This is a genomic window from Phytohabitans sp. LZ39 (assembly GCF_059359075.1).
On sequence record NZ_JCADBM010000050.1, the window covers coordinates 1 to 15529 of the forward strand.

Consider the following 15529-nt stretch of genomic DNA (forward strand, 5'->3'; position numbering starts at 1 on the left):
CATCCGCCGGGCGGCGTCCACGTGCCGGCGGTAGACCAGCTCGTAGGCGGCGGTGTCACCGGCCCGAACGGCCGCGATCAACTCGGCGTCGCTGGCATATTCGTCTGTCATCGTCCCTGCCAGGGGGTGCGGGGGGAAACACAGGGACAAACGCCGCACCGGAACCGCTGTCACGTCCCCCGTCCGGGTTGTCCCGATAAATCCTCTCCCAAAAACCAGAGTCATAACCCCGGGGTCGCCCTGTCGTGGTGGTGACGAGGCCCGAATGGCCAAGGGTTTCGCACCGAACGTGGGAGCGGTTCATGGCAATGGATGGCGACCGGTGGCTCTCGGCGAAGGCCGCCGAGCGGCGGGCCCGGACGATCTACCGGTACCGGACGGACGCCGAGGCGCTGCGGGACGCCTGGCGGTCCGGCGCGGAGGACGAGGGCTGGGCGCCGGAGGACTGGTGGGTACCAGGCGTGGAGGCGATCACCCGGGCGCTGGTCGAGGGCCGGTCGGCCATCCCGGCGTACGCGCGGCTGGGGCGGGAGCGGGCCGAGGCCGGGTACGGGGTCCGGGTGGTCCTCGACGACGTGCGCACCCTGCACGGGGCGATGGCCTCGCACGGGCCGCCGCCCCAGGCCGTCCGCGCGCTGGTGCAGGCATGGGCGGCCGTGATGCTGGCACCCGTCCGGGTGACGGTGTGCGCCGGGTACGCGACCGCCGAGCACCTCCGTGCGGGCCTCGCCGAGATGTACCACGACGCGCTGCCGGCCGGGCTCGCCGTGCTGGCCGTGGAGGTGCCCGACGCCGCGACCGGGTGGGAGGCGCTGGCGCTGCTGCTGGAGGCGGGCACGCACATCCCCTCGGTCTTCGCCGCGGAGGCGCCGATGGCCCGCACGTCACCCGAACGGGTGGTGGCCCTCGTCCGCGACGACGCGGCCGCCGCGATCCGCGCGATGATCGAGCACGCCCGGATCGTCGCGCTCCCCACCGACCTACCGGGCGCCGCGAACGTCGTCGCCCGCGTGGGCGAAGGTCAGGATTGACATCCCGGGCACCAGTACGTGACCCGGTCGGCCTGCTCCACCTTGCGGATCGGCGTGCCGCAGCGACGGCAGGGCTGGGCGCGGCGGCCGTACACGTAGGTGGTCTCGGTGCGCCGCAGCGAGCCCGTCGTCGACTGCGTCCACCGCCCGCGGTTGGCGGCCAGCAGCTTCTGCGCGAGCGCGACCATCGCCGGCAGGTCGGGCACGTCACGCACCAGCGTCCACGGGTCGACGCCGCGCAGGAAGAGCACCTCGCACTTGTACAGGTTTCCGATGCCAGCGAGGTTGCGCTGGTCGAGCAGCGCCTCGGCGATCGCGGTGTCCGGGTGGGCGGCAAGCCGCCGCGCGGCCTCGGCCGGATCCCAGTCGGCGCCGAGCAGGTCGGGGCCGAGGTGCCCGACCAAGCTCTTCTCGTCTTCGGTCGGCACCAGCGCCAGTTCGTGGATGTGGTAGCCGACCGCGACCGCGTCGGCCGTGCGCAGCACTGCGCGGATCAGGTGCGCGGGGCGGGCGGCCCAGCGCGCGCCCGGCGTGTACGCCCGCCAGGCCCCGTCCATCCGCAGGTGCGAGTGGAGCGTCAGGTGGCGCCCGCCCTCGGGGTCGCGCGTGCGCAGCAGCAGGTGCTTGCCCCGGCTGGCCGACTCCAGCACGGTCCAGCCGCTCAGGTCGGCGGTCGCGAGCTGGGGCACCCGGAAGTCGGTCGCGGTGAGCCGGCCGCCGGCCAGGGCGCGGTGCAGCGCGCGGGCCGTATTCCAGACGGTGTCACCTTCGGGCACTTTCCCATCCTCCCGCACCGGGCGTCGCGCCGGCTCTCCCCAGGAAAAGGAGGAGCCCGCGACGCGAGCTCTCCCTACGATGTGCGGATGGACATCGAGATCGCGACCGTCGCCGCCCGCCCGGAGTGGGGTCCGATGCTCGGCCAGCTCTCCGGGCTTTGGCCGGAGTTCATGTCCCAGGATCCGACGGCCGGGCTCTTCTTCGGCTACCACGTGAGCACCTACCCGGAGTACGTGCTGATCGCCGTCGACCAGGCGACCGGGCAGCCGGTTGCCAAGGCGCACTCGGTGCCGATCTCGTGGGAGGAGGACCCGGCCGACGGCATGCCCGACGGCGGGTGGGACTGGGTGGTCCGCACGTCGGCGTACGACCGGCTGAGCGGCACCTCACCCACGATCGTCTCCGCCATCGAGATCTTCGTCCGTCCCGACCTGCGCCGCGGCGGCCTCTCCGGGCGCATGCTCGCCGCGATGCGGGCCAACGCGGCCCGGCTGGGCTTTACCGACCTCGTCGCGCCGGTGCGGCCGAGCGGCAAGCACGAGCACCCCGACGTGCCGATCGACGAGTACGTCACCTGGACCCGCGACGACGGCCTGCCCCACGACCCGTGGCTTCGGGTGCACGTGCGCGCCGGCGGGAAGATCGTCAACGTCGCGCACACCAGCATGGTCATCCCCGGTCAGCTGGCCCGCTGGCGGGAGTGGACCGGCCTGCCCTTCGACAAGACCGGCCAGGTGCACGTGCCCGAGGCGCTCAACCCCGTGCACTGCGACGTCGACCAGGACGTCGCGGTCTACATCGAGCCGAACGTGTGGATGCACCACCGCATCGGCTGAGTCGCCGGGTGCGAGCGCCTGAGCCGGCGCTCAGGCCGCGACCAGACGTACCACGTCTCCGGGTGTCACCGAGAGCACGACGGCGGCCCGGCCGCCGTTGATGGCGACGGCGGCGCGGCCGGCGGAGTCCACGTAGACCACCAGACCACCCGGCGCCGCCGCCGCGAAGGTGGCGCCCCGCACCGCGCGCACCCCGCCGACCCGCAGGTGCTCGCCGAGCCCGTCGAGGGCCTCGCCGGTGGCCGCGAGCTGCACGTTGCCGAACCGGTCGATGGTCAGCACCTCCGCCTCCAGCCACCCCTCGCCGACCGCGACCACCGGGTCGGCCAGGCGGACCAGCGTCGCGGGGTCGGTGGCCGGGCCGGCGTCGGCGATGTCGGCGCCGACCGCGAGCCGCGCGGCCACCGGCGCGAAAATGTCTCGGCCGTGGAACGTGCGCGACACGTCGGGCAGAAACCACTCCGGGTTGGCCAGCTCCACCAGCGCCTCGATGCCGCCGAGCGCGTCCGCCGCCCACGGCAGCAGGCCGTTGTCAGGACCGACGAGCAGGCCGCCGGGCGTGCGTGCCGCGACTCCGCGCCGGGCCGTGCCCACACCGGGATCCACGACCGCGATGTGTACCGCCGGTGGCAGGTGGGGGACGGTCTGCGCGAGCACGGCGGCGCCGCGGGGCACGTCACCCGGCGCCACCCCGTGCGTGACGTCGATGACCCGCACCCCGGGGGCGAGGCGCGCGATCACCCCGTGGCACGCGGCGACGAAGCCGTCGGAGAGCCCGTAGTCGGTCGTTAAGCTGATCCATTCGAAGCCGCCCATGCCTGAACGTTAGCGGGCGATCGCTGCTCGTGTCCGTCCCGTACCGGCGTGCTCGATAGGGTGATCACATGCGGCTTTGTGTTTTCACGGAACCCCAGGAAGGCGCCTCGTACGACGACCTGCTCAAGGTCGCCCAGCGGGCCGAGGAGTGCGGCTTCGACGGCTTCTTCCGCTCCGACCACTTCCTGTCCATGGACACCGCGGGCCTGCCCGGGCCGACCGACGCCTGGCTGACGCTGGCCGCTCTCGCCGTGCAGACCAGCCGGATCCGGCTTGGCACGCTCGTGTCGTCGGCGACCTTTCGGCTGCCCGGGCCGCTGGCGATCGCGGTGGCGCAGGCCGACCAGATGAGCGGTGGCCGCATCGAGCTCGGCCTCGGCGCGGGCTGGTTCGAGGCCGAGCACGCCGCGTACGGCATCCCGTTTCCGCCGGTGGGCCAGCGTTTCGACCGCCTCGAAGAGCAGCTGGAGATCATCACCGGCCTGTGGCGCACCCCGGTCGGCGAGCGCTTCACCTTCCACGGCGACCACTACCAGCTGACCGACTCGCCCGGCCTACCCAAGCCGGCACAGACACCCGGCCCGCCGGTCATCATCGGGGGCGCCGGCCCGAAGCGCACGCCGGCGCTTGCCGCCCGGTACGCGGACGAGTTCAACGTGCCGTTCCGCCCGGTCGACCAGACCCGCGCGGTGTACGGGCGGGTGCGCGAGGCGTGCGCGACGCAGGGCCGCGAGGTGCCGATCGTCTTCTCCGCGGCGCAGACCGTCGCATGTGGACGTACACCCGCGGAGGCGAAGGCGCGGGCCGAGCGGATCGGGCTGACCGGCGGCGGCATCACCGGCACGCCGTCCGAGGTCGTCGACCAGATCGGGCAGTACGCCGACCTGGGCGCCACCCGTTTCTTCCTCCAGTTCCTCGACCTGAGCGACCTCGACCACCTGGACCTGTTCGCCTCCGAGGTGGCACCGCAGCTGCCGTGACGCGCGTGCTGCTGGTGCCCGGCCGCAGCCCCGCCGGCCCGGCACACTGGATGACCCTGTGGGCCGAGGCGCACCCCGATTACGTGTGGGTGCGCCGCCGCACCACGCCCGACACCGACCTCGAGGCCCGCGTGCTCGCGCTCGACGCCGCGCTGGCCGCCGACCCGTCGCCGGCCGTGCTTGTCGCGACGAGCATGGGCTGCCTGACGGTGGCGAGCTGGGCGGCGGCACACACCGGCCCGGTCGCGGCCGCGCTGCTGACCGTGCCACCGGACGTGCCGATCACGCTGACCCCGCTGCCGTTTCGCGCGATCGTGGTGGGCAGCCGCGACGACGAACACATGACGTTCGCACGGGCGCGGGAGTTCGCGGCCGTCCTGGGCGCCGAGTTCGTCGACGCCGGCGCCGTCGGCCACCTCAACACCGCGAGCGGCCACGGCCCCTGGCCTCTCGGCGAACGCCTGCTGGCCCAGCTGCTCGCGGGATAGTGGGTCGGCGCGCTAGGGCGTGTTTTCATAAGGGCATGGCCGGCCTGCGGCGGGCCCAGACGACGACCGGCCCTTGTGAAACACGCCCTAGCCGCGGAGGCGGAGGCCTCTCGGTGTCGCGCGGAAGCCGGCCGACGTCAGGGCGTCGCGCAGCGGGGAGGTGAAGACGGCCTCGCCGTCGGCGCGCTCGACCGACAGCGCGCCGAGCGCTCCGGTGTGCACCGCGTCGGCGAGTGCCTTGGCGGCGGCGGCCAGCGCCTCGTCGTCGTCTACAAAGGACAGTAGGGTGCGGCCGCCGCGTTCGACGTAGAGGGTCAGCTCGCCGGCGACCAGGACCACCAGGGCCCCGGCCTTGCGGCCGGGGCGGTGGCCGGCGCCTTCCTGCGCGACCACGCGCTCGGGCCAGGGCAGCGCCGCGCCGTACGGGCTGGCCGGATCGGTCGCCGCGAGCACCAGCGCGCCGGGTGTGCGGCGGTGCTCGTCGGCCAGCGCGCGCAGGCGGTCGACCGCACCCGGCACGGCGAACTGGGCGGCGCCCAAGCCCTCGACGAAGTAGCCGCGGCGGGCGGCGCCCCGCTCCTCCAGGGCGGCGAGCACCGGATAGACGGCCGCGAACCCGCCCACGACGCCCTCGGCGGCGACCGCGCCGCGGGTGACCACGCCGTGGCGCTCGAGCAGGGCATCGGCGACCGCGGCGGCGCGGCGGGTGGGGTCGGTGTCGCGCTCGGGCAGGCGTGACCAGCGGCCGGCCACGGTGGGCGGGCCGGTGCGGGAGGGGAGAGCCACACGGCCGGGACGGCGGTATCGGGTGCGGGGTGCGGCCGGCTTGGCGCGGTGGGCGCCGCCTCCGCCGCCGAGGAGCGTGCGCAGCGGGGCGAGCGTGTCGTTGGTCAGCCACCCCGCCCAGACGAGATCCCACACCGCGGCCGCCAGGTCTTCGTCGGTCAGGCTGCCCGGCCCACCCCCGGACCAGGTCACGCCACCACTCCCGGCCGACCGAGCCGGCGGCCCGGCCGCCGCGCCGTCGGAGCTGGCCGAGGCCCCGGCCGCGGAGCTGGGCGGGCGGTCAGGTGAACCGGCGGACAGAGCGGAACCGACCCGGTCCGAGAGGGCGCGGAAGAAGAGGGCCTGGCCGTCGGCGAGCGAGTCGAGGACGGCCTGGTGGAGCGGGGTGAGGGCGAGCGACTCGTCCGGCGGGGGCAGCAGGAGCGGGGCCATGTCCGCGTATGCCAGGGTGACCCACCCGTCGCCACCGGCGATCGCGCCGGAGCCGGACCACAGCACCTCGCCGGAGGCGCAGAGCTCGTCGAGGTAGGCGGGCGAGTAGTCGGCCACCCGGCCGGGCAGCACCAGCCGCTCCAGGGCCGAGGCGGGCACCGCGGCGCCTTGCAGCTGCTCGACCGCCGCGGCCACGGCCTCGACGCCGCGGGAGGAGGCGCCGACGTGCTGCCACCGGGGCAGGAACGTGGCCAGCGCGCGTGGCGGCACCGGCTCGATCTCGCGGCGCAGCGCGGCCAGCGAGCGGCGCCGCAGCATGCGCAGCACCTCGGCGTCGCACCACTCGGCACCCGCGCCCTCGGGTGAGAACTCGCCGGAGACCACGCGCCCGGTCGCGGCGAGGCGGCGGAGTGCCTGCTCGACCACGAAGACGCCGAGCCCGAAGCGGGCGGCGCAGGCGGCGGCCGTGAACGGGGCGTGTGTGCGGGCGTAGCGCGCGACGAGGTCGCCCAGCGGGTCGGCGACCGGCTCCACGTACGCCTGGGCGACGCCGACCGGCAGGGCCACGCCGAGCGCGTCGCGGTAGCGGCCGGCGTCTTCCACGGCGATCCACCGGTCTTCGCCGGCGATGCGCACCCGCAACGCGCGCTTGGCGCGCTCAAGATCCAAAGGCCAGTCGACGGAAGCCCCGCGAGCCGCCAGCTCGGCGTCGGAGAGGTCACCGAGCAGGCGCAGCAGCTCGGCCACGTCTTCCGCGTCGCGGGGGCGGCGCTCGTCGGTGAGCCACTGGAGCTGCCGCTCGGTCGCGGTGACCACCGACGGCTCCAGCAGCTCGCGCAGGTCGACCCGGCCGAGCAGCTCGCCGAGCAGCGTGGAGTCGAGCGCCAGCGCGGCGGCCCGGCGCTCGGCGAGGGGCGCGTCGCCCTCGTACAGGAAAGCGCCGACGTAGCCGAAGAGCAGCGACCGGGCGAACGGCGACGGCCTGGCGCTCTCCACCTCGACAAGCCGCACCTTGCGCGCGGCCAGGTCGCGCATCAGCCCCACCAGGCCGGGCACGTCGAAGACGTCTTGGAGGCACTCGCGGGCGGCCTCGAGCGTGACCGGGAAGTCCGCATACTCCCTGGCCACGTCGAGCAGCTGGGCCGCCTTTTGCCGCTGCTGCCAGAGCGGCTGGCGGCGGCGCGGGTCGCGGCGGGGGAGCAGCAGCGACCGGGCGGCGCACTCGCGGAACCGGGACGCGAACAGCGCCGAGGTGCCGACCGACTCCTCGACCAGCTGGGTGATCTCCTCCGGGTCGAAGGCCACGAGGTCTGCGCCGGGCGGCTGGTCGGCCGTGTCGGGCAGGCGCACCACGATGCCGTCGTCGGAGGGCATGACCTGCGCGTCGACGCCGTAGCGCTCGGTGAGGCGGCGGGCCACCGCGAGCGCCCACGGGCCGTTGACCTTCGCACCGAGCACACAGTGGACGGCCAGCCGCCAGTCGCCGAGCTCGTCGCGGAAGCGCTCGACCACGATGGTGCGGTCGTCGGGGAGCGCGCGGGTCGCCTCGCGCTGCTCGCGCAGGTAGGCCATCAGGTTTGCGGCGGCCCACTCGTCGAGCCCGCCGGCCCGGAGCGCGGCGGTGGCGGTCTCGTCGTCCTGCCGCACGAGCGCCCGCAGCCGGGCACCGATCGCGCGGCCCAGCTCGACTGGGCGGCCGAGCTGGTCACCCTTCCAGAACGGCATGCGGGCGGCCGCACCCGGCGCGGGTGAGACGAGCACCCGGTCGGGCGTGATGTCTTCGATCCGCCAGGAGGTGGAGCCGAGCAGGAAGACGTCGCCGACGCGCGACTCGTAGACCATCTCCTCGTCGAGCTCGCCGACCCGGGCGGCCCGCTCCGCCCCGGCCAGGAACACGCCGAAGAGGCCGCGGTCGGGGATGGTGCCGCCGCTGGTCACCGCCAGTCGCTGGGCGCCGGGGCGGCCGGTGAGCAGGTCGGCCGCGCGATCCCAGACGAGGCGGGGGCGCAGCTCGGCGAACGCGGTCGACGGGTAGCGCCCGGAGAGCATGTCGAGCACCGCGTGCAGCGCGGAGTCGGGCAGCTCGGCGAAGGGCGCGGCGCGGCGGACCAGCGTGCTGAGGTCGGCGAGCGTCCACTGGTCGAGCGCCACCATCGCGACGATCTGCTGGGCGAGCACGTCGAGCGGGTTGCGCGGGTAGCGCAGCTCCTCGATCGCGCCCTCGCCCATCCGCTCCGTGACCACCGCACAGGAGAGCAGGTCGCCCCGGTGCTTGGGAAAGACCACGCCGCGGGAGATCGCGCCCACCTGGTGGCCGGCGCGGCCGATGCGCTGGAGGCCGGCGGCCACGCTCGGCGGCGCCTCGATCTGCACGACGAGGTCGACCGCGCCCATGTCGATGCCGAGCTCGAGGCTGGACGTCGCGACCACCGCGGGCAGCTGGCCGGACTTGAGCGACTCTTCGATATGTTTGCGCTCCTCGCGGGAGACGCTGCCGTGGTGGGCGCGGGCGATCACCGGCGGGGCGCCGGTCGCCGCGCCCGACTGCGCCATGATGGCCGCCGGCAACGCGTCGATCTCGTGCTTTTCCGCCGCCAGCTCGTTGAGCCTCGCGCAGAGCCGCTCGGCGGAACGCCGCGCGTTGGTGAACACGATCGTCGACCGGTGCTGCCCGATCAGCGCGAACACCCGCTCCTCGACCGCCGGCCAGATCGACGCGCGGCGCGAGCCCTCCTCCGGCTCGCCCACCTCGTCGAGCTGGGTCATGTCTTCGACCGGCACCTGCACGCTGACCTCGATGGTCTTGGCGCTGCGCGGCTGCACCACCTCGACGTCGCGGGAGCCGCCGAGGAAGCGGGCGGTCTCCTCGATCGGGCGCACGGTGGCGGAGAGGCCGATCCGCTGCGCCGGCCGGGGCAGCATCGCGTCGAGCCGCTCCAACGAGAGCGCGAGGTGGGCGCCGCGCTTGGTGGCGGCGACCGCGTGCACCTCGTCGACGATCACCGTCTCGACGCCGGCCAGCGACTCTCGCGCGGCCGACGTGAGCAGCAGAAACAGCGACTCAGGCGTGGTGATCAGGATGTCCGGCGGGGTGCGCTGGAACGCCCGCCGCTCGTCGGCCGGCGTGTCGCCGGTGCGCATGCCCACCGTGATGTCGGGCTGCGGGACGCCGAGGCGGGCGGCGGCGTGGCGGATGCCGGCGAGGGGAGCCCGCAGATTGCGCTCGACGTCGACCGCGAGCGCCTTGAGTGGGCTCACGTAGAGCACGCGGCACCGCCGCTTGGGGTCGGCCGGCGCCGGCTCGCGGGCCAGCCGGTCGAGCGACCAGAGGAACGCGGCGAGCGTCTTGCCCGAGCCGGTGGGTGCGACGACCAGCGCGTGATGCCCGTCACCGATCGCCCGCCAGGCGCCGGCCTGCGCCTCGGTCGGCGCCGCGAACGCGGCGCCGAACCACTCCCGCGTCGCCCGCCCGAAACGCTCCAGCACGTCCACCACGAACCCAATACTGCCCCGGGGGTACGACACCTACGCGGAGTAACGACCGGGCGGGTCAGCTAGGCTTACCACTCGGCGAGCGGTGGGGAGAGCGCATGCGAGGTGTCGCGGCATTCCTGCTCGCGCTGCTCGTCGCCACCTCTGTGCACGGCGCCGGCTCGACGGCCGCGCCGGCCGGCGCCATGGCACACGGTCCCGCCTCGATCGGCGCGGCGGTCGTGCACACCGCCCCGGCGTCCGTGACTCACGACCAACGGCTGGACCCGGCGCCGGTACCAAGGAATGATCTTCCGCCACGCGCGGAGGGTGGGCCGGCCGTGGCGGCCGAGCCCGACGCGACCCGGCCCGCGGTCGTCACCTCCGCACCACGCTCCTCACGCGCGCCACCGCACCTCCACTGATCCTCGCCCGCATCGAGATCGACGCGCCGTCACCCCGGCGCGGAGTGGAGGCATACCCATGCACGTTGGCGACGCACTCGTTGCCCTGGGTGGGGCGTTTCTGGCGGCGGCCGTGCTGGCCCGCCTGGGAGCCAGGATCGGCCTGCCGACGATTCCCCTGTTCATGCTCGCGGGCGTGGTGTTCGGCCCGCACACGCCCGGCATCGCGCTCGTCGAGAACCCCGACGACCTGGCCCTGGTCGCCGCCCTCGGCCTCGTCTTCCTGCTCTTCTACCTGGGCCTGGAGTTTCACACCGACGACCTTGTCGCGGGCGGGCGGCGGATGCTCGCCGCCGGCCTCGGCTACCTCGTGCTCAACATCGGCGGCGGGCTCGCGCTCGGCTTCGCGTTCGGCTGGGGCACCCGCGAGGCGCTGGTGATCGCCGGCGTCGTCGGCATCTCCTCTTCGGCGATCGTGACCAAGCTGCTGGTCGAGACCGGCCGGCTGCGCAACCCCGAGTCCCGCCTGATCCTCGGCGTGATCGTGATCGAGGACATCTTCCTCGCGCTCTACTTGGCGATCCTCCAGCCGGTGCTGGGCAACGCCAGCGGTCCGGTCGAGGTGGCGACCGACCTGGCCAAGGCGTTCACGTTTCTGATCGTGCTCGCCGCGCTGGCCCGCTGGGGCGCCCGCGCGGCCGGGCGGCTGCTGCGCGTCTTCAACGACGAGCTGCTCGTCGTCTTCTTCGTCGGGCTGGCCGTGCTCTCCGCGGGCGTGGCGGAGGAGCTTGGCGTGTCGGACGCGATCGGCGCGTTCATGATCGGCCTCGTGCTCGGCGGCTCGACCGCCGCCGAACGGGTGCGGTCGCTGGTGCGCCCGCTGCGGGACGGCTTCGCCGCGATCTTCTTCTTCACCTTCGGCCTCACCATCGACCCCGGCGACATCGGTCCGGTGCTGGTGCCGATCACGGTCGCGGTGGTGCTCACCGTCGTACTCAACATCGCCGCCGGACTGCTCGCCGCGCGATTGCACGGGTACGGGCGCCAGGAGGCCGCCAACATCGGCCTGACCGTGCTCACCCGTGGGGAGTTCTCGCTGATCCTGGGTTCGCTGGCGGTCGCGGCGGGGCTCGACTCGCGGATCGCGCCCTTCGTCGCCGGCTATGTGCTCGTGCTCGCGGTGATCGGCCCGCTGGCCGTGCTCAATTCGGAGAAGCTTCTCAGGAAACGTCCAGCCAGCTCAGATAAGATGCCGGCCATGATCGTGGCATCTGCCCCGGAGGGCAGCCATACCGAGCCGGGTGACACCAGCCGCTGATGCTGATAGCGATCGGCCTTCTTCTCATTCTCTTGCTCACCGCGCTGACCGGATACTTCGTCGCGCAGGAGTTCGGCTACGTCGCGGTCGACCGGGGCAAGCTGCGCCGCCTCGCCGACGAGGGTGACCAGGCCGCCGCGCGGGCGCTGGCCGTCACCGGGCGGCTGTCGTTCATGCTCTCCGGCGCGCAGCTCGGCATCACCGTGACCGTGCTGCTCGTCGGGTACGTGGCGGAGCCCTTCGTCGGTGAGGGCCTGGCCGACCTGCTCGGCACGGCCGGGGTCTCCCGCGCGGTGAGCCTGCCGGTGTCGGTGATCCTGGTGTTGCTCCTGTCCACGGTCATCCAGATGGTGCTGGGCGAGCTGGCCCCGAAAAACCTGGCTATCGCCCGCCCGGAGCGCCTCGCCCGGGCACTGAGCCGGTCGACGCTGATCTACCTGAGGGTGTTCGCGCCGCTCATCCGGATCTTCGACATGGCGGCCGCGCGGCTGCTGCGGCGGGTCGGCGTCGAGCCGATCGAGGAGCTGCCCTCCGGCGCCACCGCCGAAGACCTGGAGCAGATCATCGCGGAGTCACGCGCCGAGGGTCACCTCGACGCGCAGATCTTCACCCTGCTCGACCGGGGCCTCGACTTCCGCCGGCTCACCGCCGGCGAGGCGATGGTGCCCCGGGTCGACGTGCACACCGTGGGCGCCGACGAGCCGGTACGCCGCGTCGTCGACCTGCTGGAGACCGGGCACTCCCGCTTTCCGGTGCGGGGCGGCGAGGGCGTCGACGACGTGACCGGCGTGGTGAGCATCGCCGACGTGATGGAGGTGCCGCCGGCCGAGCGCTCGACGACGCCGGTGCTCGCGGTGGCGGTGGCCCCGTTGCTGGTGCCCGCCACGCTCCCGCTGCCGGCGGTGCTCGACCGGTTGCGCGCCGGGCACCGCCAGCTGGCGTGCGTGGTCGACGAGTACGGCGGCTTCGCCGGCGTGGTCACGCTGGAAGACATCGCCGAGGAGCTGGTCGGCCCGATCCGCGACGAAGACGACCACCCGGAGCCCGCACCGCGCCGCCAGGACGACGGCTCGTGGCTCGTGCCGGCCCGCTGGCGCATCGACGAGGTGGTCGACGCGACAGGTGTGGAGCTGCCCGAGGCCCCCGAGTACGACACGATCTCCGGCCTCGTGATGCGAGAGCTGGGCCGGGTGCCGTCGGTCGGCGACCGGGTCGAGCTCGCCGAGGCGGTGCTCTCGGTCGAGTCGGTCGAGCGCCACGTGCCCGGCTCGGTGCGCCTGGAGGTGCGGGCATGAGCACCACCTGGGCGTTGATCCTGTCGTTCGTTCTCTTGGCGCTCAACGGCTTCTTCGTGGCGGCCGAGTTCGCGCTGGTGGGCAGCAAGCGATACCGGTTGGAGCAGGCCGCCGCCGATGGCAGCCGCGCCGCCCGCGCCGCCCTCGAAGGCACCCGCGAGCTGTCCGTCATGCTCGCTGGGGCCCAGCTCGGCATCACGCTGTGCACGCTGGGGCTGGGCGCGCTCGCCGAGCCGGCGATCGAGCACGTGATCGGCCCCGCGCTGCACGGGGTGGGGCTGCCCGACACGGCCAGCCACGTGGTCGCGTTCGTCGTGGCGCTGCTGCTGGTCGGCTTCCTCCACCTGGTGGTCGGCGAGATGGCGCCGAAGTCGTGGGCGATCACCGACCCGGAGCGCTCGGCGCTGCTGCTGGCGCTGCCGTTCCGGGCCTTCGCGCGGCTCACGAGGCCGGCGCTGGTGGTCTTCAACGGCCTGGCCAACGGCGTGCTGCGGCTGGCCAAGGTGGAGCCGCAGGACCAGCTCGCGCAGGTGCACGGGCCGGAGGAGCTGCGCATCCTGCTCGAGCAGTCGCGCGAGCACGGCACGCTCGCCGCCGATCAGGAGCAGCTGCTGACCAGCATGCTCCAGCTCCAGCGCACGACCGTCCGTGCCGTGATGCAGCCGCTCGACCAGCTGGTCACCGTGCCGGCCGACGCCACCGCCGAACGGATCGAGCGGATCTCGCGCGGCTGCGGGCGGTCCCGCCTGGGGGTGGTTGGCCCGCAGGCCCTGGTCGGTCTTGTTCATGTGCGGGACGCTGTAAGGGCGACCACCTTCGGGCGGCCCGCCACCGCGGCCGAGTTCATGACGGAGCCGTTCACGCTCCCGGCCACGGCGGCGGTCACCGAGGCGGTCGCGGCGATGCGGGCCGAACGCGCCCAGCTCGCGCTCGTCCGCGAGGGCGAGCGCACGGTCGGCTTCGTCGCCCTGGAAGACCTGCTCGAAGAGGTCATCGGCGAGTTCGACGACGAGACGGATGCCGTGCCGCAGGGCCGGCGGATGCGATAGGAGCATCGATGGTATTCAAGAAGTTGTTGGGCGCCTTCGGCGTCGGCGGCCCGTCCGTCGACACCGTGCTCTCCAACTCCAACACCCGGCCAGGCCTGACCCTGGACGGCCAGATCCACATCCTGGGCGGCGACCACGACGTCAAGATCGACCAAGTCTCGCTCGGGCTCGTGACCCGGGTGGAGGTGGAGAGCGGCGACGCCAACTACGACTCCACTGTGGAGTTCCACCGCGTGGCCGTCGCGGGCGCCTTCCCGCTGGGCAAGGGCGAGCGCAAGGAGATCCCCTTCCGCTTCCCGGTGCCGTGGGAGGCGCCGGTGACCGACGTGTACGGCCAGCGCCTGCGCGGCATGACCATGGGCCTGCGCACCGAGCTGGCCGTGGCGCGGGCGGTCGACAAGGGTGACCTCGACCCGGTGCAGGTGCATCCGCTGCCCGCGCAGGAGCGCATCCTCGACGCGTTCAACCGCCTGGGCTTCCGCTTCAAGAGCGCCGACCTCGAACGCGGCCGCATCCACGGCGTCAACCAGCAGCTGCCGTTCTACCAGGAGATCGAGTTCTTCCCGCCGCCCCAGTACGCCGGCGGCATCACCGAGGTCGAGCTCACCTTCGTCGCCGACCCGCAGGGCGTCGAGGTGATCCTGGAGTTCGACAAGCGCGGCGGCTTCCTGAGCAGCGGCCACGACGCCTACGGCCGCTTCCGCGTCGACCACGCCACCGTGGACCAGACCGACTGGTCGACGGTCGTCGACGGCTGGGTACGCTCCGCCAGCGACCGCTACTCCAGCATGCGCGCCTCGCACGGCTTCCCCGGCGGCCACGGCAAGGGCGGCCACGGCCGCGGCATGGGTGCCGGCGCGGTGATCGCCGGTGCGGGCGCCGGCATCCTCGGCGGCATGGTGCTCGGCGAGGCGATGGACGACGTCTTCGAGGGCGGCGGCGACTTCGGCGACTTCGGCGAGTGAGCTTTCGCTTCTCAGGGCCCCGCTTCGGCGGGGCCCTTTTCCAATGCTGAATTGCCCGGATCTTTCAAATGCTGGTTTGCCCGCGTCCGCGCCAGTTGCGGACCGTATGCTCCCGCGGGCACCGCTCCGGTCGGCGGCTCGCAGCGCTCGCCGAGACCCCCGACCTCCGCTGCCAGGTCCGCGGTGCAAGGTCGCCGCGGCAGGTGGGTTGGGATCCTGCGTCGACGTCGTGTCTACTCCGGCCTCGTCCCGGTACTTCGGTTCTGGTCAGGGCACGCCTGGACCACCGGTCGCAGAGGAGCAGGATCCGTCTTGGGGGCGAGACCATGGTTGGTCCAAAATGTCCCCTGATCACCCGGCGACGGGGCCGTCTGATCCCTTGATCGGCGTGCCGTCTTGTAAATCGTGGTCATCTGGGCCCCCTCCAGGGGGTCTAAACGACCACGATCACCAGGACCTCTCACCCTCGTCGCCAAACCGGGTCAACGATCTAGAGACCTTCGGGATGTCACCGCGAGTAACCGCCACAGGCGGCGTGAACAGCGTCCGATGCCAGATCTTGGAGAGTTAGGGCGCCATATCAACCCTAAGTCTCCTAGATCTCAAGGCCCGGCTCCCGATGCTGGTGACGCTGGGCGGAGCTTCGTCGCTGTCACAGCGGCGCGTGGGTTGAGATCTAGGAGACCTAGGGCGCCATATCGGCCCTAAGTCTCCTAGATCTCGTATCGACCCCAGTTGGTAGCGGGGCGTCAGATGGCAGCGGGTCAGTACTGGCGTTCGGGCAGGACGGTCTTGGCCTGCTCTTGGGTGAAGGTGGTTTCCTTGGTGATGATGCGGGGTTCGACGGCTTCGCCGGCGTTGACCTTCTTGACCAGTTCCAT

General features: G+C 73.1%; 12 protein-coding genes. 9 read left to right on the plus strand and 3 right to left on the minus strand.

Annotation, left to right across the window (positions count from 1 at the left end; translation table 11 throughout):
• Positions 1-302 precede the first annotated feature (302 nt).
• Complete coding sequence (locus AC5L36_RS45035) at positions 303-1031, plus strand: hypothetical protein (protein WP_441225231.1); 729 nt, start codon at positions 303-305, stop codon at positions 1029-1031.
• Here the strand turns inward: AC5L36_RS45035 and AC5L36_RS45040 are convergent.
• Positions 1022-1807 (minus strand): DNA-formamidopyrimidine glycosylase family protein, encoded by a 786-nt coding sequence (locus tag AC5L36_RS45040; RefSeq protein ID WP_441225232.1) that lies wholly within the window; start codon positions 1805-1807, stop codon positions 1022-1024. The two genes, AC5L36_RS45035 and AC5L36_RS45040, sit on opposite strands and share 10 nt — an antisense overlap.
• A gap of 87 nt (positions 1808-1894) precedes the next feature.
• On the opposite strand from AC5L36_RS45040, the gene AC5L36_RS45045 reads away from it, so the two are divergent.
• Positions 1895-2644 (plus strand): N-acetyltransferase, encoded by a 750-nt coding sequence (locus AC5L36_RS45045; protein ID WP_441225233.1) that lies wholly within the window; start codon positions 1895-1897, stop codon positions 2642-2644.
• A 30-nt stretch (positions 2645-2674) separates the two neighbouring features.
• On the opposite strand, the gene AC5L36_RS45050 is transcribed toward AC5L36_RS45045, so the two are convergent.
• Entirely contained in the window at positions 2675-3460 is a 786-nt protein-coding gene (locus tag AC5L36_RS45050; protein WP_441225234.1) for an SAM hydrolase/SAM-dependent halogenase family protein, read from the minus strand.
• A 68-nt stretch (positions 3461-3528) separates the two neighbouring features.
• On the opposite strand from AC5L36_RS45050, the gene AC5L36_RS45055 reads away from it, so the two are divergent.
• Together AC5L36_RS45055 and AC5L36_RS45060 are read left to right on the plus strand one after the other, a co-directional pair.
• Positions 3529-4440, plus strand: a complete 912-nt coding sequence (locus AC5L36_RS45055) for an LLM class F420-dependent oxidoreductase (protein ID WP_441225236.1) — start codon at positions 3529-3531, stop codon at positions 4438-4440.
• Complete coding sequence (locus tag AC5L36_RS45060; RefSeq protein ID WP_441225238.1) at positions 4437-4928, plus strand: RBBP9/YdeN family alpha/beta hydrolase; 492 nt, start codon at positions 4437-4439, stop codon at positions 4926-4928. The genes AC5L36_RS45055 and AC5L36_RS45060 overlap by 4 nt, the downstream gene beginning before the upstream one ends.
• A gap of 87 nt (positions 4929-5015) precedes the next feature.
• Here the strand turns inward: AC5L36_RS45060 and AC5L36_RS45065 are convergent, their stop codons facing one another.
• A complete protein-coding gene (locus AC5L36_RS45065) occupies positions 5016-9632 on the minus strand; it encodes an ATP-dependent helicase (RefSeq protein ID WP_441225248.1) in 4617 nt (1538 codons plus the stop codon).
• Positions 9633-9736: 104 nt separating this feature from the next.
• On the opposite strand from AC5L36_RS45065, the gene AC5L36_RS45070 reads away from it, so the two are divergent.
• The 5 genes from AC5L36_RS45070 to AC5L36_RS45090 are packed head-to-tail and all read left to right on the plus strand — an operon-like array spanning position 9737 to position 14648.
• On the plus strand, positions 9737-10042 hold the full coding sequence (locus AC5L36_RS45070; RefSeq protein WP_441225240.1) for a hypothetical protein: 306 nt from the start codon (positions 9737-9739) through the stop codon (positions 10040-10042).
• A gap of 58 nt (positions 10043-10100) precedes the next feature.
• The gene (locus AC5L36_RS45075; RefSeq protein WP_441225241.1) at positions 10101-11339 is read left to right on the plus strand and encodes a cation:proton antiporter; all 1239 of its coding nucleotides are present in this window, start codon (positions 10101-10103) and stop codon (positions 11337-11339) included.
• The gene (locus AC5L36_RS45080; RefSeq protein ID WP_441225242.1) at positions 11339-12634 is read left to right on the plus strand and encodes a hemolysin family protein; all 1296 of its coding nucleotides are present in this window, start codon (positions 11339-11341) and stop codon (positions 12632-12634) included. Before AC5L36_RS45075 ends, AC5L36_RS45080 begins: the two co-directional genes overlap by 1 nt.
• Positions 12631-13683, plus strand: a complete 1053-nt coding sequence (locus tag AC5L36_RS45085) for a hemolysin family protein (RefSeq protein ID WP_441225244.1) — start codon at positions 12631-12633, stop codon at positions 13681-13683. Before AC5L36_RS45080 ends, AC5L36_RS45085 begins: the two co-directional genes overlap by 4 nt.
• 8 nt (positions 13684-13691) lie before the next feature.
• Positions 13692-14648, plus strand: a complete 957-nt coding sequence (locus AC5L36_RS45090; RefSeq protein ID WP_441225246.1) for a sporulation protein — start codon at positions 13692-13694, stop codon at positions 14646-14648.
• The last annotated feature ends 881 nt before the right edge of the window (positions 14649-15529 follow it).